The 18276-nt window shown below is 72.2% G+C and carries 20 protein-coding genes and 1 tRNA gene; 10 read left to right on the forward strand and 11 right to left on the reverse strand.

What is annotated here, in order from left to right:
* Nucleotides 1–14: 14 nt before the first annotated feature.
* The 6 genes from BUE29_RS11070 to BUE29_RS11095 all read right to left on the reverse strand — a co-directional run bounded on the left by BUE29_RS11070 (nucleotide 15) and on the right by BUE29_RS11095 (nucleotide 6506).
* Nucleotides 15–1421: an acyl-CoA carboxylase subunit beta gene (locus BUE29_RS11070; RefSeq protein ID WP_073390110.1), complete on the reverse strand. Its 1407-nt coding sequence runs from the start codon at nucleotides 1419–1421 to the stop codon at nucleotides 15–17.
* Between the two features lie 4 nt (nucleotides 1422–1425).
* On the reverse strand, nucleotides 1426–2685 hold the full coding sequence (locus tag BUE29_RS11075; RefSeq protein WP_073390113.1) for a beta-ketoacyl-[acyl-carrier-protein] synthase family protein: 1260 nt from the start codon (nucleotides 2683–2685) through the stop codon (nucleotides 1426–1428).
* Nucleotide 2686: 1 nt separating this feature from the next.
* Complete coding sequence (locus BUE29_RS11080) at nucleotides 2687–2929, reverse strand: acyl carrier protein (RefSeq protein WP_073390116.1); 243 nt, start codon at nucleotides 2927–2929, stop codon at nucleotides 2687–2689.
* A gap of 76 nt (nucleotides 2930–3005) precedes the next feature.
* Nucleotides 3006–3932 carry a beta-ketoacyl-ACP synthase III gene (locus BUE29_RS11085; protein WP_073391082.1) on the reverse strand — a complete coding sequence of 309 codons (927 nt, stop codon included), beginning with the start codon at nucleotides 3930–3932 and terminating at the stop codon, nucleotides 3006–3008.
* An 87-nt stretch (nucleotides 3933–4019) separates the two neighbouring features.
* Entirely contained in the window at nucleotides 4020–5189 is a 1170-nt protein-coding gene (locus tag BUE29_RS11090; RefSeq protein WP_073390119.1) for an acyltransferase domain-containing protein, read from the reverse strand.
* 129 nt (nucleotides 5190–5318) lie between these two features.
* Complete coding sequence (locus tag BUE29_RS11095) at nucleotides 5319–6506, reverse strand: PucR family transcriptional regulator (RefSeq protein ID WP_073390122.1); 1188 nt, start codon at nucleotides 6504–6506, stop codon at nucleotides 5319–5321.
* A 35-nt stretch (nucleotides 6507–6541) separates the two neighbouring features.
* Between BUE29_RS11095 and BUE29_RS11100 the strand changes: the two genes are divergently transcribed.
* The 3 genes from BUE29_RS11100 to BUE29_RS11110 are packed head-to-tail and all read left to right on the forward strand — an operon-like array spanning nucleotide 6542 to nucleotide 9050.
* Nucleotides 6542–7591 (forward strand): PHP domain-containing protein, encoded by a 1050-nt coding sequence (locus tag BUE29_RS11100; RefSeq protein WP_073390125.1) that lies wholly within the window; start codon nucleotides 6542–6544, stop codon nucleotides 7589–7591.
* Nucleotides 7588–8076 (forward strand): pirin family protein, encoded by a 489-nt coding sequence (locus BUE29_RS11105; protein WP_073390128.1) that lies wholly within the window; start codon nucleotides 7588–7590, stop codon nucleotides 8074–8076. The genes BUE29_RS11100 and BUE29_RS11105 overlap by 4 nt, the downstream gene beginning before the upstream one ends.
* Nucleotides 8077–8090: 14 nt before the next feature.
* On the forward strand, nucleotides 8091–9050 hold the full coding sequence (locus BUE29_RS11110; RefSeq protein WP_073390131.1) for an aldo/keto reductase: 960 nt from the start codon (nucleotides 8091–8093) through the stop codon (nucleotides 9048–9050).
* On the opposite strand, the gene BUE29_RS11115 is transcribed toward BUE29_RS11110, so the two are convergent.
* Nucleotides 9047–9367 carry an antibiotic biosynthesis monooxygenase family protein gene (locus tag BUE29_RS11115; protein WP_073391083.1) on the reverse strand — a complete coding sequence of 107 codons (321 nt, stop codon included), beginning with the start codon at nucleotides 9365–9367 and terminating at the stop codon, nucleotides 9047–9049. The genes BUE29_RS11110 and BUE29_RS11115 overlap by 4 nt on opposite strands.
* A gap of 158 nt (nucleotides 9368–9525) precedes the next feature.
* Here BUE29_RS11115 and BUE29_RS11120 point away from each other — a divergent pair, with 158 nt between their 5' ends.
* Entirely contained in the window at nucleotides 9526–10509 is a 984-nt protein-coding gene (locus tag BUE29_RS11120; RefSeq protein WP_143168134.1) for a PDDEXK family nuclease, read from the forward strand.
* 55 nt (nucleotides 10510–10564) lie between these two features.
* Here BUE29_RS11120 and aceE read toward each other — a convergent pair whose 3' ends face one another.
* The gene (gene aceE, locus BUE29_RS11125) at nucleotides 10565–13318 is read right to left on the reverse strand and encodes a pyruvate dehydrogenase (acetyl-transferring), homodimeric type (RefSeq protein ID WP_073390137.1); all 2754 of its coding nucleotides are present in this window, start codon (nucleotides 13316–13318) and stop codon (nucleotides 10565–10567) included.
* A 138-nt stretch (nucleotides 13319–13456) separates the two neighbouring features.
* On the opposite strand from aceE, the gene BUE29_RS11130 reads away from it, so the two are divergent.
* Entirely contained in the window at nucleotides 13457–13903 is a 447-nt protein-coding gene (locus tag BUE29_RS11130; protein WP_084180966.1) for a DUF3052 domain-containing protein, read from the forward strand.
* A complete protein-coding gene (locus BUE29_RS11135) occupies nucleotides 13900–14370 on the forward strand; it encodes a peroxiredoxin (RefSeq protein ID WP_073390140.1) in 471 nt (156 codons plus the stop codon). The genes BUE29_RS11130 and BUE29_RS11135 overlap by 4 nt, the downstream gene beginning before the upstream one ends.
* A gap of 4 nt (nucleotides 14371–14374) precedes the next feature.
* On the opposite strand, the gene BUE29_RS11140 is transcribed toward BUE29_RS11135, so the two are convergent.
* Nucleotides 14375–15280 carry an SURF1 family protein gene (locus BUE29_RS11140; protein ID WP_143168135.1) on the reverse strand — a complete coding sequence of 302 codons (906 nt, stop codon included), beginning with the start codon at nucleotides 15278–15280 and terminating at the stop codon, nucleotides 14375–14377.
* 102 nt (nucleotides 15281–15382) lie between these two features.
* Here BUE29_RS11140 and BUE29_RS11145 point away from each other — a divergent pair.
* The 3 genes from BUE29_RS11145 (at nucleotide 15383) to BUE29_RS11155 (ending at nucleotide 16089) form a co-directional block, all read left to right on the forward strand.
* A tRNA-Val gene (locus BUE29_RS11145) sits at nucleotides 15383–15454 on the forward strand.
* A gap of 59 nt (nucleotides 15455–15513) precedes the next feature.
* Nucleotides 15514–15711 (forward strand): hypothetical protein, encoded by a 198-nt coding sequence (locus BUE29_RS11150; protein WP_073390145.1) that lies wholly within the window; start codon nucleotides 15514–15516, stop codon nucleotides 15709–15711.
* Nucleotides 15712–15828: 117 nt separating this feature from the next.
* Nucleotides 15829–16089, forward strand: coding sequence for a hypothetical protein (locus BUE29_RS11155; protein WP_073390148.1), 261 nt, complete (start codon nucleotides 15829–15831; stop codon nucleotides 16087–16089).
* An 18-nt stretch (nucleotides 16090–16107) separates the two neighbouring features.
* Here the strand turns inward: BUE29_RS11155 and BUE29_RS23495 are convergent, their stop codons facing one another.
* The gene (locus BUE29_RS23495) at nucleotides 16108–17184 is read right to left on the reverse strand and encodes a peptidoglycan-binding protein (RefSeq protein WP_073390152.1); all 1077 of its coding nucleotides are present in this window, start codon (nucleotides 17182–17184) and stop codon (nucleotides 16108–16110) included.
* 273 nt (nucleotides 17185–17457) lie between these two features.
* On the opposite strand from BUE29_RS23495, the gene BUE29_RS11165 reads away from it, so the two are divergent.
* Nucleotides 17458–17853, forward strand: coding sequence for a VOC family protein (locus tag BUE29_RS11165; RefSeq protein ID WP_073390155.1), 396 nt, complete (start codon nucleotides 17458–17460; stop codon nucleotides 17851–17853).
* Here the strand turns inward: BUE29_RS11165 and BUE29_RS11170 are convergent.
* On the reverse strand, nucleotides 17846–18226 hold the full coding sequence (locus BUE29_RS11170) for a PLDc N-terminal domain-containing protein (RefSeq protein ID WP_073390157.1): 381 nt from the start codon (nucleotides 18224–18226) through the stop codon (nucleotides 17846–17848). The two genes, BUE29_RS11165 and BUE29_RS11170, sit on opposite strands and share 8 nt — an antisense overlap.
* Nucleotides 18227–18276: the final 50 nt, after the last annotated feature.

Genomic DNA, 18276 nt, shown 5'->3' on the forward strand with positions numbered 1-18276 from the left:
AGGAGTCTGCGGGGCTACAGCGGGATGTTGCCGTGCGCACCCCGACCGGACGGCGCGGCGGCGAGCGCCTCGGCGAGCGCGGCGCGCGTCGTGACGGGGTCGATGATCTCGTCGACCGTGCCGAGCTCCATGGCGCGGGCGACGCCGCCGGCGATCTTCTCGTGCTCGGCGGCGAGCTGCGCGTGCAGCGCCTCGCGCTCGCCGGGCGGGGCCGCGGCCAGCTTCTTGCGGTGCAGGATGCCGACGGCCGCGGACGCGCCCATGACGGCGACCTCGGCGCCGGGCCACGCGAACACCTTGGTCGCGCCGAGCGCGCGCGAGTTCATGGCGATGTAGGCGCCGCCGTAGGTCTTGCGCGTGACGAGCGTGACCCGCGGGACGACGGACTCGCCGAACGCGTGCAGCAGCTTGGCGCCGCGGCGCACGATGCCGTCCCACTCCTGGCCGACGCCGGGCAGGTAACCGGGGACGTCGACCAGCACGAGCAAGGGCACGCCGAACGCGTCGCACATCCGCACGAAGCGCGCGGCCTTCTCCGCCGACGGCGAGTCGAGGCAGCCGCCGAGGCGCAGCGGGTTGTTGGCGATGACGCCGATCGTGCGGCCGGTGAGCCGGCCGAACCCGGTGACGATGTTGGGGGCCCACTTGGCGTGCAGCTCGAGGAACCCGCCCTCGTCGAGCATGGACACGACGAGCGGGTGGACGTCGTAGGCGCGCTTCGGGTTCTCCGGCAGCAGCGCGCTGAGGTCGGTGCCCGGCCCGACCTGCGCGACGTCGAAGGAGCCCTGCCGGGCGAGCAGTGAGGTCACCGACTGGGCGGCCGCGATCGCCGCGTCCTCGTCGTCGGTGACGACGTGGACGACGCCGCTGCGCCGGCCGTGGGTGTCCGGGCCGCCGAGGGACTCCATGTCGACGTTCTCGCCCGTCACCGAGCGGACGACGTCCGGACCGGTGACGAAGACGCGGCCGCCCGTGGACATGATGACGACGTCGGTGAGTGCCGGGCCGTACGCGGCGCCGCCGGCGGCCGGGCCGAGGACGACGGAGATCTGCGGCACGCGGCCGGACGCGCGGATCATCGCCTGGAAGACGAGCCCGACGGCGTGCAGGGCCTCGACGCCCTCGGCGAGACGCGCACCGCCGGAGTGCCAGAGCCCGATCACCGGGACGCGTTCGCGCACCGCGATGTCGATGGTGTCGACGATGTGCCGACACCCGGCCGAGCCCATCGCGCCGCCCATGACGGTGGCGTCGGTGCAGAACGCCGTGGCGGGCGAGCCGTTGACGCGGCCGCGCGCGGCGACGACACCGCTGTCGTCACGGGGACGCAGCAGCTCGACGGTGCCGGCGTCGAAGAGCTTCTCCAGGCGCAGGACCGGGTCGCGGGGATCGATCTCGGGCGGGCTCGCGAGCGCGGTCATGGTGCTACGCCTTTCGGAACAGGAGTGAGACGTTGTGGCCGCCGAAGCCGAACGAGTCGTTGAGGGCGGCCGGCACAGGCATCTCGCGTGCCTTGTCGGGGACGTCGACGCGCAGGCCGTCGTCGGGGTCGTCGAGGTTGATCGTCGGGGGGACGAGGTCGTTGTTGACCGCCAGGACGGTGGCGATGGCCTCGATCGCGCCCGCGGCGCCGAGCAGGTGCCCGGTCATGGACTTCGTGGCCGTCACGACGGCCGAATCCCCCAGCAGCGCCGCGATCCACGCGGCCTCGGCGCCGTCACCGGCGGGGGTCGAGGTGGCGTGGGCGTTGACGTGGACGACGTCGGCCGTGGCGAGGCCACTACGGCGGATCGCGGACTCGGCGGCCCGTCGTTGGCCCGCGCCCTCGGGGTCGGGCTTGACGATGTCGTAGGAGTCGGCGGTGATGCCGGCGCCGGCGAGCACGGCGTAGGGCGTGCGGCCGCGGGCCGCCGCGTCGGACGCGCGTTCGAGGACGAGCACGCCCGCCCCCTCCCCGAGCACGAAGCCGTCGCGGTTCTTGTCCCACGGCCGGGATGCACGCTCGGGCTCGTCGTTGCGGGTCGACATTGCGCGCATCTGCGCAAAGCCGGCGATGTTCAGCCGGTGGATGCATGCTTCGGTGCCGCCCACGAGCACGACGTCGGCCCGGCCCAGCTGCAGCAGGTCGAGGCCGTGCGCGACGGCCTCCGCCCCCGACGCGCAGGCGCTGACGGTGGTGTGGACGCCAGCACCCGCGCCGATCTCCAGACCCACGTACGCCGCGGCGCCGTTGGGCATGTTCATCGGGATGAGCAGCGGCGAGACGCGGTTCGGGCCCTTCTCGTTCAGGATGTCGTACTGCGTGAGCAGGCTCGTCACGCCACCGATGCCGGTGCCGATGACGACCGCCACGCGCAGCGGATCCAGGCCGTTCTCGCTGGCCCTGCCGGTGAACCCGGCATCATGCCAGGCCTGGCGGGCGGCGACGATGGCCGCCTGCTCGCTGCGGTCGAGCCGGCGCGCCTGGACGCGCGGCAGGACCTCGGTCGGTTCGACCGCCATCCGGGCCGCGATGCGCACGGAGAGGTCGGTCGCCCACTCGTCGGTGAGCGCGACGACGCCGGACCGGCCCTCGATCAGGCCGTTCCAGAACGTCGCCACGTCACCGCCGAGTGGGGTCGTGGCGCCCAGACCGGTGACGACGACGGTGTCGTGGTCGCTGTCGGTGTGTGCGCTCGGAGTCATCTCAGCCGTTCTCGACGATGTAGTCGACGGCGTCCTTGACGGTCTTCAGGTCCGACAGCTTGTCGTCGGGGATCTTGACGCCGAACTGCGTCTCGGCCTCCATCGCGACCTCGACCATGGACAGCGAGTCGACGTCGAGGTCGTCGACGAAGCTCTTGTCGTCCGACACGTCGTCGGGGTTGACGTCGGCGACCTCGGCGAGGATCGAGGCGAGTCCCTGACGGACTTCGTCGCTACTGGGCACGGAACGGTTCCCTTCTGATTGGTGAGCGCCGACCCGGTCGGGTCGGCGCGGCAGTCTGCTGGCTGCGCGCCCGACGCTACGGGGCGAGCACGACCTGGCCGGCGTAGGCCAGGCCCGAGCCGAAGCCGAGGATGAGCACCGGCGCCCCGGACTCGATCTCGCCACGCTCGACCATGCGCGACAACGCGAGCGGGATCGTCGCGGCCGAGGTGTTGCCCGACGTGACGATGTCGCGGGCGACGACGGCGTTGGGCAGGCCGATGCGGCGGGCGAGGGCGTCGATGATGCGCAGGTTGGCCTGGTGGGGGACGAACGCGGCGATGTCCTCGGGGGCGACGCCGGCGCGGCGGCACGCCTCGATGCCGATCGGGGCCATCTCGCCGGTGGCCCACCGGTAGACGGCCTGCCCCTCCTGCTTGAAGAAGCGGGTGTCCTCCTCGATGACGACGGCGTCGGACTGGTCGCCGGCGCTGCCCCACACCACCGGGCCCATGCCCGGCGCGTCGGCGGGTCCGACGACGGCGGCCGCGGCCGCGTCGCCCAGGATGATGCAGGTGCTGCGGTCGGCCATGTCCAGCCAGCCGGAGAAGCGCTCCGAGGCGACCACCAGCACGTTGCGCGCCTGACCGGTCAGGACCGCGGCCGACGCCGTGTTCAACGCGTACACGAAGCCCGAGCAGCCGGAGTTGACGTCGAAGGCGCCGGGGGCGTCGATGCCCAGCCGGTGCGCGAGGTTCGGGGCCGCCGCGGGCACCGGGGTCGGCATGGTGCAGGTGGCGACGAGGACGAGGTCGACGTCGGTCGCCGCCACGCCGCTGTTCGCGAGCGCCTTGGCGCCGGCCTGCTCGGCCATGTCGACGACCGTCTCGTCGGCGTCGGCCCAGCGGCGCTCGGCGATGCCGACCCGGGTCTTGATCCACTCGTCGTCGGTGTCGACACCGCGGTCGACGAGGTCCTGATTGGTGATCACGTTGCTGGGGCGGTAGTGCCCGAGACCGAGGATGCGCGTGGCAGTGGCGCCGTCGGTGACGGCGAGCCGGGCGGCACCCGGAGCGGTCCCAGGGGTTCCGGCAGCGGCGGTGTCGCTCACTCAGTACTCCGATCCGTCGGCGAGGCGTGCCACCGGCAACCCCGCGGCCACGATGTCGCCGTCGTGGCGCAGCCACTCGGCGAGGACGCCGGCCTGCGGCGCCACGATCACGTGCTCGTCCTGGTTGGTGCGGATCGTGCCGAGCTGCGCGCCGCGGGCGACCTGGCCGCCCTCGTCCACCCCGGCACGGGTGAAGACGCCCTTGGTGGGCGTCACGACGATCCGGAACTCCGGCGTGTGCTCACCCTGGCCGTGCTGCGGCCGGCTGGCGACGAGCGCGCGACCCTTCTCGAGGTCGTCGGGGGACTTGATCGCCAGCAGCTCGACGCCCGGCAGCTCCCGCTTGGCGATGCCGGTGAGCACGCCGCCGGGCGCGAGCTCGATCACGGCGGTGACGCCGAGATCGGCGCACGAGCGCAGGCAGAGATCCCAACGCACCGGCAGGGTCACCTGCCGCACCAGCCGGGCGACGAGGTCGGCGCCGGTCGTCACGGCGGCACCGTCGGCGTTCGAGAGCAGGATCGGGCGCGGGTCGGCGACGTCCAGCGTGTCGACGTACTCGCCGAGGGCCTTCGCCGCGGGCTCCATGTGGTGCGTGTGGAAGGCGCCGGCGACGGCGAGGGCCCGCACCGCGCGGGCGCCGCCCGGCGGCTCGGCGGCCAGCCGTTCGAGCCGGTCGAGCTCGCCCGCGGCGACGATCTGGCCGGCGCCGTTGCGGTTGGCGGCGGTGAGCCCGGCGGCCTCGATGCCCGCGACGACCTCGTCGGCCTCGCCACCGAGGACGGCGGACATCCCGGTCGGCGTGACGGCGCAGGCGGCAGCCATCTCCGCACCGCGGCGAGCCGCGAACGCGACGGCGTCGACCGGGGTGAGGGCACCGGCGACGGCGGCCGCGGTCAGCTCACCGACGCTGTGACCGGCCACCACGCGTTCGCCACCGTCCAGTCCGAGCCGGCCGGCGGCGATCACGCCGAGCGCGACCAGCAGCGGCTGGGTGACGGCGGTGTCCTTGATCTCGTCGGCGTCCGCGGTGGTGCCGAGCCGCTGCAGGTCCAGTCCGGTCGCGTCGCTGAACCCGGCGAGCTCCTCGGCCACGCCCGGCAGGTCGAGCCAGGGGGCGAGCATGCCGGGGGACTGGGCGCCCTGGCCGGGCGCGAAGACGGCGATCACCGTCTCAGGATCGTCCTCCGACCCGGACCGTGGCGACGCCGACACCCACACAGTTGCCGATCAGCTTTTGTAGGAAGCCGCCAAACGTCACGGAAACTCTGTCCCGGGAATGTCCGTTTTGGTTGTGGGTTAACGTGCTGTTTCCAACCGTCCGAGCACGAGCGCGACCTGCAGTGTCAGCGCGCCCCGGGGGTCGGTGGGTGATTCGCCGCAGACCTCGGCGACCCGCCGCAGCCGGTAGCGGACGGTGTTCGCGTGCACGAACAGCGCGCGCGCCGTGGCCTCCAGCGCGCCCCCGGCGTCGAGGAACGCCGCGACCGTCTCGACCAGCGAGCCGCCGGCCGCGACGAGCGGCGCGTACACGTCGACGACGAGCCGGGTGCGCGCCTCGGCGTCGTCGGCGAGGGCACGTTCGGGCAGCAGGGCGTCGGCGTGCACCGGGCGGGGCGCCGCCGGCCAACCGGGCACCGCCCGCAGCGCGCTCAGGGCGACCTGCGTGACGAGCGGGGCGTGCTCGATGTCCGGCGCGAGCGGGCCGATGACGACCGGGCCGTCGCCGAAGGCGGGCAGCAGGTGCGCGGCGACGTCGTCGGGGTCGGCGGCGCCACCGACGACGACGATCAGCCGGTCGCCGTGCACGCCGGCCATGAGATCGGCGCCGAGCCGGCGCGTCCGGGAGTGGGCGGCGGCGAGGATGAGGTCCCCGGGGCCGTCCGGCGCGGCCCCGGCGACCGCGAAGATCGGGCCCGTCTCGCGCCAGCCCAGCGCGGCGAGCTGGCTCGGCAGCGGGTCGCCGACCACCGAGCCGCGCACCAGGTTGTCGATGACCAGTGCCTCGAGCCGGCGGTCCCAGGAGCCCCGGTTCTCCGCGGCCGTCGCGTAGACGCGGGCGGCCGCGAACGCGATCTCGCGACTGAAGCGCAGCAGCTCCTCGCGCACGACGGGGACGTCCGAGCCGGCGGCCAGGGTGGGCAGGTTCGCCTCCGCCACCGCGATCGCCGTCCGGACGAGCTCGACGGTCTGCTGCAGCGTCACCGAACGGGCCATCGCCGTCGGCGCGGCGGCGAAGACCCCGCCGGTGAGGTGCAGGACGTCGTCGGGTGTGCGCAGCCATTCGACGAAGGACTGCAGCCCCGACTGCGCCACGAGGGTGACCCACGAGCGCTGGTCCGAGGGCAGCTCGCGGAACCACGGCAGTTCCTCGTCCATGCGCGCCACGCTCTGCGTGGCGAGCCGGCCGGTGGCCTGCTCGATCGCGCGGACGGTCTGCTCGCCGATGCCGGGACGGCCGGCGTGTCTCGTCCGTCCCTCGGTCATCCCGCCAGCCTGCCACGTGCCAGTACGGTCGACGCGTGCCCGACGCTCGTGACCCGGTGGCGGATCTGCGCGAGATCGCGTTCCTGCTCGAGCGCGCCCGCGAGCCCACCTACCGGGTCAAGGCGTTCCGCACGGCGGCCGGCGTCGTCGCCGAGCTCGACCCCGGCGAGCTCGCCGAGCGGGCCGACGCCGGCACGCTGCAGCAGCTCACCGGCATCGGCAAGGTGACGGCGCTGTGCGTGACCGAGTCGCTGCGCGGCGAACCGCCCGTCTACCTGCGTCGGCTGCAGGCCACCGAGGACGAGCCGCTGGACGAGGCCACGGCCGCGATGCGTGCGGCGTTGCGCGGCGACCTGCACACGCACTCGGACTGGTCCGATGGTGGTTCGCCGATCGAGGAGATGGCCGAGACCGCGCGCCGGCTCGGGCACGAGTACGTCGTGCTCACCGACCACTCGCCGCGCCTCACCGTCGCCAACGGGCTGTCCGCCGACCGGCTCGAACGGCAGCTCGACGTCGTCGCCGCGCTGAACGAGCGCTACGCCGCCGACGGCGACTTCCGCATCCTCACCGGGATCGAGGTCGACATCCTCGACGACGGGACGCTCGACCAGAGGCCGTCGCTGCTCGAACGGCTCGACGTCGTGGTCGCGAGCGTGCACTCGAAGCTCACGATGCCCGCCGACGAGATGACGCCGCGCATGGTGGCCGCGGTCGCCAACCGCCACACCGACGTCCTCGGCCACTGCACCGGCCGGCTCGTCACCGGTGGCCGGGGTACGCGCCCGGAGTCGCGGTTCGACGCCGAGGTCGTGTTCGCCGCCTGCGCGCAGTTCGGCGTGGCCGTCGAGATCAACTCGCGTCCGGAACGGCTCGACCCGCCCAAGCGACTGCTGCGGCTGGCCGTCGAGGCGGGTTGCCTGACCTCGATCGACACCGACGCGCACGCGCCGGGGCAACTCGACTGGCAGCCCAACGGCTGCGAGCGGGCGGCCCGGTGCGGGGTCGACGCGGGGGCCGTCGTCAACACGTGGTCGCGCGAGCAGCTGCTCGCCTGGACCGCCGACCACGCCGTCCGGCCGTGATCCACGGCTTCCGGTTCCGCACCGAGCAGCCCGGCATCGTCACGCGGCACGTCTTCTCGGCCGGGCCGCACTACGACCCGGCGTACCTCTCGGCCGGCGCCGTGATCGGCTGCGACGAGCACACGGTCGCGCCCGGCGCCGGGTTCGACTGGCACGCCCACCGCGGCGTGGTCATCGTCTCGTGGGTGGTCTCGGGCACGCTGCGACACCAGGACGACGACGGGCGCGCGCTGCTGGTGCGCCAGGGCGACGTGCTCGTCCAGGCCACCGGGTCGGGCATCCGGCACGCCGAGACCAACGGTGGCGACGACGAGCTCGTGTTCGTCCAGACGACTCTGCTCGCCGATGCCGACCGCTCTGTCGACGTCGCCGCGCCGCCGGTGCCGCTGCCGGGCGGGGGAGTCCTGCGCCTCGACGAGCCGGCGCCGGACGACTTCGCGGTGCGGGCGGGGCCCGTCGTCCTCGTCGTGGGTTGGGACGTCTGACTACCGTCGCAGTCATGAGCATCCCCACCTCGAATCTCGGCGGCCTCACCGTCTCGGCGCAGGGCCTGGGCTGCATGGGCATGAGCCAGAGCTACGGCAAGGGCGACTGGGACGAGTCGATCGCGGTGATCCACCGCGCCATCGACCTCGGCGTCACCCTGCTCGACACCGCCAACATCTACGGCGTCGGGCACAACGAGGTGCTCGTGGGGCGCGCGCTCGTCGGGCGGCGCGACGAGGTCCAACTCGCCACCAAGTTCGGCATCGACCTGTCCCTCGGCTGGAACGACCGGCGGACCCACGGCACGCACGCCTACGTGAAGAAGGCCTGCGAGGACTCGCTCGTGCGGCTCGGCGTCGAGCACATCGACCTGTACTACATGCACCGCCCGCCGGAGGACGCCGAGATCGAAGAGACCGTCGGCGCCATGGCCGAGCTCGTCGACGAGGGCAAGGTGCTCCACCTCGGGCTCTCCGAGGTCGACGACGCGCAGCTGCGGCGCGCCGTCGCCGTGCACCCGATCGCGGCCGTCCAGAGCGAGTACTCGATCTTCACCCGCGACCCGGAGACGACCGTGCTGCCGGCGATGCGCGAGCACGACGTCGGGCTCGTGCCTTTCTCGCCGCTGGGTCGCGGGTTCCTGACCGGCACGCTCGACCGTTCGTCGCTGCCGTCCTCGGACTTTCGCGCCAACAACCCTCGCTTCGTCGGCGAGGCCGGCGACGCGAACGAGCGCATCGCGGCCGCCGTCGTCGACCTCGCCGAGCGCAAGGGCGTGCCCGCGGCGCAGGTGGCACTGGCGTGGGTGCAGGCACAGGCGCCGCGCCTGGGCGTCAGCGTCGTGCCGATCCCCGGTACCAAGCGGACGAAGTGGCTGGAGCAGAACGTCGGCGCCTTCGACGTCGCGTTCGCCGACGACGAGCTCGCGACGCTCGACGGGCTGGGCGAGCAGACGCAGGGTGCGCGCTACTAGTTGGTGACCGCGACCTCGTAGCTCCACAGCTCGCTGTGGACCCCGACCGGCTTGGGGGCGTCGCCGCCCGAGCGCTCCTGCTCGGACCGGTGACCGTGCGCGAACGCCGGCGAGGACGTCCACGCCTCGAAGGCGGCGTCGTCGCGCCAGCGGGTGATGACGAGCCACTGGGTGCGGTCGTCGGTCGGCTTGAGCAGCTCGAAGCCCTCGAAGCCGTCGGCGTCGTCGACGGCCCCGGCCCGCGCCGCGAACCGGTGCGCGAGCTCGTCCCCGCTGTCGGACTGGACGGTGATCGCATTGATCTTGATGACGGTCATGCCGGCCATCCTCCCAGCCCCCGATGTGCGCCGCCCCACCCGCTTCCTCGGCGAGTTGGTTGATCAACAGGCTTGTTGATCAACCAACTCGCCGAGGAAGACGAAGGCGGGGTTGTGGATAACCCGAACCGTCGACGTCGTGGCCGGACGATGACGCGATGCCTGACTCGCGCGGGATCGTGGCGGAGCCGCGGTGGCCGGACCATTGGCGCGGCCTGGCGGAGCGGATGCCGCCGGATCCCGTGCTCGAGCTCGCGGCCACGCGTGGCTTCGTCCTCACCGCGGCCGAACTCGCCGGGCTCGGCATCACCCGGGCGGCGGCGCGTACGCGTACTCACCACGGCACCTGGACGATCGCGGGGCACGGTTACGTCGCCCCCACGGCTGCGCCGACCCCGCGGCATGCCCACGCCCTCGCGGCGACCGCGGCCGGCCGGCGCAGGCCGGCGGACGCGATCAGCGGCCGCAGTGGCGCGGTGCTGCACGGTCTGCCGCTGATGGGGGTGCCGGACGTCCCACGGCTGACCGTGCGCGACGAGTCATTGGGCCGCGTGCGTCCGGCCGCGGCCGGGTGCTTCACCGGCTGGCTCGCCAACGACGAGATCACCTCCTGGTACGGCGTGGCCGTGGCGACGCCGTCGCGCACGCTCGTCGACCTCGCACGTCACGATCGCTTCGACGCGATCATGGCCGCCGACGCCGCCGTGCGACTGGGTATGGCCACCCCGGCGACGATCGAGTCGGCGCTCGTGCGGGCCGTCGGGTGGCCGGGCGTCCGGCAGGCGCGCGAGGTGCTGGCGCTGGCCGATCCGTTGGCGGAGTCACCGCTCGAGTCGGTGACACGGCTGCGGCTGCACGACGACGGCTTCCCACCACCGGAGCTGCAGTGCTGGATCGGCGGTTACCGTGTCGACCTGTGCTGGCCGCGGTTCCGGCTGGTGCTCGAGGTGGACGGCCGGGTCAAGTACACCGCCGTCGGCCTCGATGACGACGTGCTCTGGCGGGAGAAGCAACGGGAGCACATCGTGCGCCAGCACGGTTACCGCGTCGAGCGTGTCATCGCCCAGGACGTGTTCGCCGGCTGGCCGCGGACCTCGGCGTATCTCCGGCCCATCTTCCGGCTTCCTCGGCGAGTTGGTTGATCGAACGGCCTGTTGATCAACCAACTCGCCGAGGAAGGCGCAGAACGAGGGGCGGTCAGGCGTCGCCGCCGACCGTGCCGGTGCCGGCCGCCTCGATCGAGGACAGCTCGTACTTCTCGAACGCCTCGCGGGCGACCTCGGGCTTGACCTCGCCGGCCCGCGCCAGCCGCTCGAGGGCGGCCACCACGATCGACTGCGCGTCGATGTGGAAGAAGCGGCGGGCGGCGCCGCGGGTGTCGGCGAAGCCGAAGCCGTCCGTCCCGAGCGAGACGTAGTCGTTCGGCACCCACCGTGAGATCTGGTCGGGCACCGCGCGCATGTAGTCCGACACCGCGACGACCGGACCGGGCGTGTCGGCCAGCGACGACGTCACGAACGGCACCGGCGCGTCCTCACCCGGGTGCAGCAGCGCGTGCTCCTCGCACGCGACGGCGTCGCGACGCAGCTCGTTCCACGACGTCACCGACCAGACGTCGGCGTCGACGCCCCAGTCCTCGCCGAGCAGCCGCTGCGCCTCGAGCGCCCACGGCATCGCGACCCCCGACGCGAGCAGCTGCGCACGTGGCCGGCCGTTGTCGGCCAGGGCGGGGGAGTAGCGGTACAGCCCCTTGAGCAGCGCGTCGACGTCGAGGTCGTCGGGCTCCTTGGGCTGGACGATCGGCTCGTTGTAGATCGTCAGGTAGTAGAAGACGTCGTGGTCGCTGACCTCGTGCGACTCGTACGCCCCGACACCGAACATCCGGGCCAGCCCGGCCCTGACGATGTGCGCGACCTCGAACGCCCACGCCGGGTCGTACGCGACGCACGCCGGGTTCGCCGACGCGAGCAGCAGCGAGTGCCCGTCGGCGTGCTGCAGGCCCTCACCGGTCAGCGTCGTGCGCCCCGCCGTCGCGCCGAGCACGAAGCCGCGGCCGAGCTGGTCGGCCAGCTGCCAGAACTGGTCGCCGGTGCGCTGGAAGCCGAACATCGAGTAGAAGATGTAGAACGGGATCATCGGCTCGGCGTGCGTGGCGTAGGACGTCGCCGCCGCGATCAGTGACGCCACCGACCCGGCCTCGCTGATGCCCTCGTGCAGGATCTGCCCCTGCTGGGACTCCTTGTAGGACAGCAGCATGTCGCGGTCGACGGCCTCGTACTCCTGGCCGTGCGGCGAGTAGATCTTCGCCGTCGGGAAGATGGCGTCCAGACCGAACGTGCGTGCCTCGTCGGGGATGATCGGGACGAAGCGAGCGCCGATCTCCTTGTCCTTGATGAGGTCCTTGAACAGCCGCACCGTCGCCATCGTCGTCGCGATCTGCTGCTTGCCCGACCCGCCGCGGAACTCGGCGTAGACCTTGTCCCCGGGCTGGGCGAGCGGCTTGGCCCGGATCACGCGCTTGGGCAGCGCACCGCCGAGCGCGGCCCGCCGCTCCTTCATGTACTGGATCTCGTCGGACTTCTCGCCGGGGTGGTAGTACGGCGCGAGGTCGGCCTCGAGCTCCTTGTCCGAGATCGGCAGGTAGAGCCGGTCGCGGAACGCCTTGAGGTCGGCCACCGTCAGCTTCTTCATCTGGTGCGTGGCGTTGCGGCCCTCGAACGACTCGAGCGTCCACCCCTTGACGGTCTTGGCCAGGATGACGGTGGGCTGCCCGGTGTGCGCCCGCGCCGCCTCGAAGGCCGCGTAGACCTTGCGGTAGTCGTGACCGCCGCGCGAGAGCTTGCGCAGCGCGTCGTCGTCGAGGTCCTCGACCATCTTGCGCAGCCGTGGGTCGTTGCCGAAGAAGTGTTCGCGGATGTACGCGCCGCTCTCGACGGTGTAGGTCTGGAACTGCCCGTCGGGCGTCTGATTCATCTGGTTGACCAGGGCGCCGTTGCCGTCGGCGGCGAGCAGCGGATCCCAGTCCCGACCCCAGACGACCTTGATGACGTTCCAGCCGGCCCCGCGGAAGTACGCCTCGAGCTCCTGGATGATCTTGCCGTTGCCGCGCACCGGACCGTCGAGCCGCTGCAGGTTGCAGTTGATGACGAACGTCAGGTTGTCGAGCTCCTCGCGGGCCGCGACACCGATCGCGCCGAGCGACTCGACCTCGTCCATCTCGCCGTCACCGAGGAAGGCCCACACGTGCGAGTTGGACGTGTCGGCGAGGCCGCGTGCCTGCAGGTAGCGGTTGAACCGGGCCTGGTAGATCGCGCCGATCGGGCCGAGCCCCATCGAGACGGTGGGGAACTCCCAGAACTGCGGCATGAGCCGCGGGTGCGGGTAGGACGACAAGCCGTGCGGGGCGCGCGAGACCTCCTGCCGGAACCCGTCGAGGTGCTGCTCGGTGAGCCGGCCCTCCAGGAAGGCGCGCGCGTAGATGCCCGGGGCCGCGTGGCCCTGGAAGTAGACCTGGTCGCCCATGCCGCTGGCGAGGTCCTTGCCGCGGAAGAAGTGGTTGAAGCCCACCTCGTAGAGCGAGGCGGCCGACGCGTAGGTCGCGATGTGGCCGCCCACGCCGACCGTCTTGTTGGCCCGGGAGACCGCGACCGCGGCGTTCCAGCGGATGTAGGCGCGGATGCGGCGCTCGATGTCCTCGTCCCCGGGGAACCAGGGCTCGCGCTCCGGCGGGATGGTGTTGATGTAGTCGGTGCTGCGCAGGCCGGGGACGCCGACCTGTCGTTCGCGGGCGCGTTCGAGCAGCCGGAGCATGAGGTAGCGGGCGCGCTGCCGGCCGTCGGAGTCGATGGCCGCATCCAGCGACTCGAGCCATTCCCGCGTCTCCTCGCGGTCTATGTCGGGCAGCTGATTGGGTAGGCCGTCGGTGATGATGCTGTACCGATCGCGGGTCACGCGAGCTCCTCACGCTTGGTGCTTGTGGCGTTTGCGTCCCCCCCAGTCAACACCCTCGACTCCCGCTAGGGTCGACGGATCACTGACCGATTGGTATGCAAGACCGATGGTGCCGATGGACTCGAGGAGGCAGTCGCCGTGAACGCGGGAGCCCAGCCGGGCAACGGCCTGGGCAACGGTGTGGGAAGCGCCGAGCGGTTGGGCCTGCGGCCCGGCATGATCGTGATGGAGGTCGGCGCCGACGACGATGCCGACGACGAACTCCGGGACGCCATCGTCGGTCACACCGGCGAGGAGATGGTCGACGAGGACTCCGACGAGGTCGTGGACGTCGTCCTGCTCTGGTACCGCGAGGGGGACGACGACCTGGCCGATGTCCTGGTCGACGCGATCTCCCCGCTCGCCGACGACGGCTACATCTGGCTGTTGACCCCCAAGCGGGGCCGTGACGACTACGTGGAGCCGTCCGACATCGCCGAGGCCGCCTCGATCGCGGGGTTGTCGCAGACCTCCATCACCACCGTCGGCGACGGGTGGTCGGCCGCCCGCCTCGTCGGCCGCAAGACTCCGGGAGGGAAACGATGACCCAGGCGACACCGCTGGCGGTCGGCGCCGACGCGCCGAACTTCACGCTCAAGGACCAGAACAACGAGGAGGTCGAGCTCGCGTCGTTCCGCGGCGACAAGGCGGTGCTGCTCGTCTTCTATCCGCTCGCGTTCACCGGCATCTGCACCGGTGAGCTGACCGCGCTGCGCGACAATCTCGACACGTACCAGAACGACCACGTGCAGGTGCTCACCGTCAGCGTCGACTCCGCGTACTCGCACAAGATCTTCAGCGAGCGCGAGGGCTACGAGTTCCCGCTGCTGTCGGACTTCTGGCCGCACGGGGGCGTCGCCCAGGCCTACGGCGCGTTCTTCGCCGAGGCCGGCATCGCGAACCGTGCCACGTTCCTCATCGACAAGACCGGCGTCGTCCGCTTCAGCGAGATGAACGGGCCCGGCGAGGGGCGCGATCCGGCGGCGTGGGAAGCCGCGATCAAGGAGCTGTGAGCGCTCAGCGCGCCGGCCGGCCGTAGCGGTCGGCGAGCTTGGCCGCGCGGACGGCCACCACGTCGTCCGCCGCCGTGGGTGTGGCTGTGCCCAACGCCTCCAACGCGTCCCGCGTCGACACCGGTTCGACCTCCTCGGGCAGGTCGTCGAACTCGCCGGTGTCGCGGCGCCTGGTCTCGGCGCGAGCCATGGTGAACGGGGCCGCGAGCGCCAGGGCGGCGAACAGGAACCACTGGATGACGTAGGCGAAGTGCTGCGGCTCCAGCGCGCCGCCGGCGGGGTTGGAGAGGTCGGGGGCCGGCAGGTCGCGCAGGCCGGCGGTGCCCGGCTGACCGCCCTCGAGTTCGGCGTACCCGTCGTACATCGCCCCGCCGAGGCGCTGCCGCTGCTGGGTGGGGTTGATCGAGAGCACCTGACGGCGGTTCAGCGCCGCGAACTGGTCGTTGCGCGTCTCCGGCGACTGCGTGCGCGCGGTGACGCTCACCCGCCCCGCCGGCGGCACGGGTGCCGTCGGGATCGCCCCCGAGCTGGGCTGCACCACGAACCCGCGCACCACGAGCAGCGTCGCGCCCGCCGTCCGCAGCGGGGTGAGGACGAGGAAACCGGTGTCGTCGCCGTCGGTGCGGTTGCGGACGAGCGTCTCGCCGGACGGGTCGAAGCTGCCGGTGACGCGGACCTGCCGGTACTCGACGTCGTCGCGCGACGGCGCCGGGCCCCGACCGACCAGTGGCAGCACCGCCGCCACCGTCGTCGCCGCGCGGTCGGCGTTGCGGCGCAGGTGGGCGTTGTCGTCGCGCTTGCTCTCGAAGCGGTACACCTGCCAGACGCCGCACGCGACGCACACCAGCGCGACGACGAGCATGAGAACGCCGAGCGCCGCGTAGCGCGGCTGGCGAAGCGTCCGGAGCACGACCTCACGGTACGGCGTGCCGGGGTCGGCACCACCCGGCCGCACAGCCGAGTGGCAGCCGCGGCACCGGCTACCCTGAGCGGCGCCGCGTCGCGGCGTCCCGGGCGTTTAGCTCAGCGGGAGAGCACTCGGTTTACACCCGAGCGGTCACTGGTTCGATCCCAGTAACGCCCACGAAGCCGCCGGTCGTCCGCAACCGATTGGCCGTCCGCTGCGATGGGCATCGTCCTCGCATGCGACTGTCGGAGATCCTGGTCAGCAAACCCGAACGCCGGCGACGCGCTGCGGCGCGGGAGGCGCAGGCGCGGGGCGAGGACCCGCAGGCGGCTCGAGACGCCGTCGACGCCGCGTGCACGCACGCGGCGACCGACGGCGCGAACGCCGCGGGTGCGGCGGCCGCCGTGACGACGATCGGCCCCGGCCCGGGCTGACCGCACACCGGCGCCCGGGCGGTGCCCGTCCGGCGGGCGACCGTGCTCGACGGAGCCCGGCGCATGCTTTACGCTTGTTTCACATCCGTCGGGGGACGGGTGACTCAGGGGGATCACATGAGCAACACGTCCATGCGCGCGTCCGTGCGTCGCGCGACTGCCCGCGTCCTGGTCGCCATCGCGACGTCAGCGGCACTCGTCCTCACGATGCTCGGCACCGCGTCGGCGGCGTCCGCGCAGCCGGCGAAGGGCAGCTACGGCATCGGGACCGCGGTGAGCAAGCACCGGGCGGGTTACGGCATCGGGACCGCCGTCAGCAAGCATCGCGGCAAGCACGCGCACAAGCACAAGCACAAGCACCACCACCGCCACCACTGACGCGGCGGCGGCCCCCGCTCAGCGGTAGGTGCCCACCCACGCGAGGCGCCAGGTGTTCGGGCCGAGGTAGCCGTTGGGGACGAGCCCGTTCAGCTGCTGCAGCCGCTTGATCATGCGGCGGGTGTTGGGGCCGTACTCGCCGGTGCCGACGGGGAAGTAGCCGCGCTTGTGCATCTGGTCCTGGAAGGTCTTGATGTGGCGGTTGGTCTCGCCGTAGGTGTACCAGTGCGAGCCGCCCGGGAACGCCGGGATCTTCGGGGCTGCGGCCGATGCCGACGTGGAGTACCGACCCTTCCAGGCGAGGCGCCAGGTGTTCGGGCCGAGGTAGCCGTTGGGGACGAGCCCGTTCAGCTGCTGCAGCCGCTTGATCATGCGGCGGGTGTTGGGGCCGTACTCGCCGGTGCCGACGGGGAAGTAGCCGCGCTTGTGCATCTGGTCCTGGAAGGTCTTGATGTGGCGGTTGGTCTCGCCGTAGGTGTACCAGTGCGAGCCACCCGGGAACGCCGGGACGCCGGAGGAGCTGCCGCCGGAGGAGCTGCCGCCGGAGCTGCTCCCGCCGGAGGAGCTGCCGCCGGAGCTGCTCCCGCCGCCGGACGAGCCGCCCGAGCCGGGCTTGGGGATGTCGCCGTACCGGCCGCTGCGGGCGTCGGAGTCCTCGGCGAGGCCCAGGATCGACGCGCACTCCCACGGCTGCCAGCCGCGTGAGCGGTAGAGCCGCAGCGCGCGGTAGTCCTGCTCGGCCTTGGAGTTCTGATTCGGGTAGCCCGAGCCGCCGACGCTGCGCCACGTGGGCAGGTCGAACTGGTACGCGCCGTAGTAGCCGTTGCCCGTGTTGATCTTGTAGTTGTTGGACGACTCGCACATCCGCAGCCGGTACCAGGTGTTGGAGCTCGGGTCGGCCGAGGCCGACCCGCCGGGGGCGACGAGCGTCGAGACGCCGAGCCCGATCAGGGTCGCGACCGCCGCGGCGATGCCCCAGTTGCGTGGCCCGCGCGACTCGCGCAGCCGCTCGGCGAGGGCCGGCCGTTCGATGTTCTCCTGCGTCCAGTCGGCGAAAAAGGGCGCGGCAGAACCAGGCTTGGGGGCGATCGGCATCGTCGAGGAAACCTTTCGGCGGCGGGGCTCGTCCGGCGAGGTTCCCGCGTCGGTGTCGCGCTGTCTTGCTGCCCCCTGCGGGCAGTCCCACGACGTCTCAGCGGTCTCAACCGTCACACAAGTCCCACCAGTTGACAAGGCAACGAGCGAAAAAGATGCGTTGCCTCGGCGTGTCGCGACGGCGGTCGCGTTGCGTCGGTGCTAATTGCGGACGTCGAGACGTCGCCGCCCAGGGCCGCGGCTGCGTGGCAGCACCGCACCGGATGGAGGATCGTGGACTACCGACTGGAACTCGTGCAGCTGCCCGTCACCGACGTCGACCGCGCCAAGGAGTTCTCCCTGCGGCTGGGCTTCGCGCTCGACGTCGACCATCACCCGAACGAGCGGTTCCGCGTCGTGCAGCTCACGCCGCCGGGCTCGGCGTGCTCCGTCTGTTTCGGCATCACCGACGCGGTACCGGGGTCGGTCGTCGGCACGCACCTCGTGGTGGCCGATCTCGAGGCCGCCCGCGACGAGCTGGTGAGCCGTGGCGTCGAGGTCGGCGAGATCCGGCACATGACCCCGCACGGATGGCAACGGGGCGTCGATCCGAACCATGCCCGCTACAACTCGTTCACCGAGCTGACCGATCCCGACGGCAACGGCTGGGTGCTGCAGGAGGTCAGGTGACCGGTCCGGCGCCGTCGCCGCCCTGCTCGCGCCGGCGCTGTTGCTCGTTGCGCTCGGCCAGCCCGGCGAGGAACTCGTCGTCGTCGTCCGGGCTCAGGGGCCGGGCCTGCGCGCGCCGCGCCGGCAGCGCCGACATCCCGTAACCGGCGGTGCCGCGTCCGGCGCCCCGCGGCGTCGTGGCCCGCGCGTTCCAGGGGCGGCCCGCGATCAGCCACGCGAGCGAGCCGACGTCGGCGAGCAGGACGACGACGAGCACCCACAGCAGCTTCGGCAGCGTCCGCACCTGGTCGGCCGGTGTGGTGATCGCGTCGATGACGCAGAAGATCCACACCCCGAGCGCCAGCAGGCCGAGCGCACCACCGAAGAGCACCATGCGCACACCTTCCGTCTCCCGGACGTCCGCCGCCGGCGACGGTACGCGGT

The organism is Jatrophihabitans endophyticus, assembly GCF_900129455.1.
In the GTDB taxonomy this organism is placed as follows: domain Bacteria; phylum Actinomycetota; class Actinomycetes; order Mycobacteriales; family Jatrophihabitantaceae; genus Jatrophihabitans; species Jatrophihabitans endophyticus.

What these genes read in the sequence shown, in the direction of transcription:
- BUE29_RS11070 (WP_073390110.1), bottom strand. Translation starts at nt 1,421, where the DNA reads ATGACCGCGCTCGCGAGCCCGCCCGAGATCGATCCCCGCGACCCGGTC.
- BUE29_RS11075 (WP_073390113.1), bottom strand. Translation starts at nt 2,685, where the DNA reads ATGACTCCGAGCGCACACACCGACAGCGACCACGACACCGTCGTCGTC.
- BUE29_RS11095 (WP_073390122.1), bottom strand. Translation starts at nt 6,506, where the DNA reads ATGACCGAGGGACGGACGAGACACGCCGGCCGTCCCGGCATCGGCGAG.
- BUE29_RS11110 (WP_073390131.1), top strand. Translation starts at nt 8,091, where the DNA reads ATGAGCATCCCCACCTCGAATCTCGGCGGCCTCACCGTCTCGGCGCAG.
- BUE29_RS11115 (WP_073391083.1), bottom strand. Translation starts at nt 9,367, where the DNA reads ATGACCGTCATCAAGATCAATGCGATCACCGTCCAGTCCGACAGCGGG.
- BUE29_RS11120 (WP_143168134.1), top strand. Translation starts at nt 9,526, where the DNA reads ATGCCTGACTCGCGCGGGATCGTGGCGGAGCCGCGGTGGCCGGACCAT.
- BUE29_RS11135 (WP_073390140.1), top strand. Translation starts at nt 13,900, where the DNA reads ATGACCCAGGCGACACCGCTGGCGGTCGGCGCCGACGCGCCGAACTTC.
- BUE29_RS11150 (WP_073390145.1), top strand. Translation starts at nt 15,514, where the DNA reads ATGCGACTGTCGGAGATCCTGGTCAGCAAACCCGAACGCCGGCGACGC.
- BUE29_RS11155 (WP_073390148.1), top strand. Translation starts at nt 15,829, where the DNA reads ATGAGCAACACGTCCATGCGCGCGTCCGTGCGTCGCGCGACTGCCCGC.
- BUE29_RS23495 (WP_073390152.1), bottom strand. Translation starts at nt 17,184, where the DNA reads ATGCCGATCGCCCCCAAGCCTGGTTCTGCCGCGCCCTTTTTCGCCGAC.
- BUE29_RS11170 (WP_073390157.1), bottom strand. Translation starts at nt 18,226, where the DNA reads ATGGTGCTCTTCGGTGGTGCGCTCGGCCTGCTGGCGCTCGGGGTGTGG.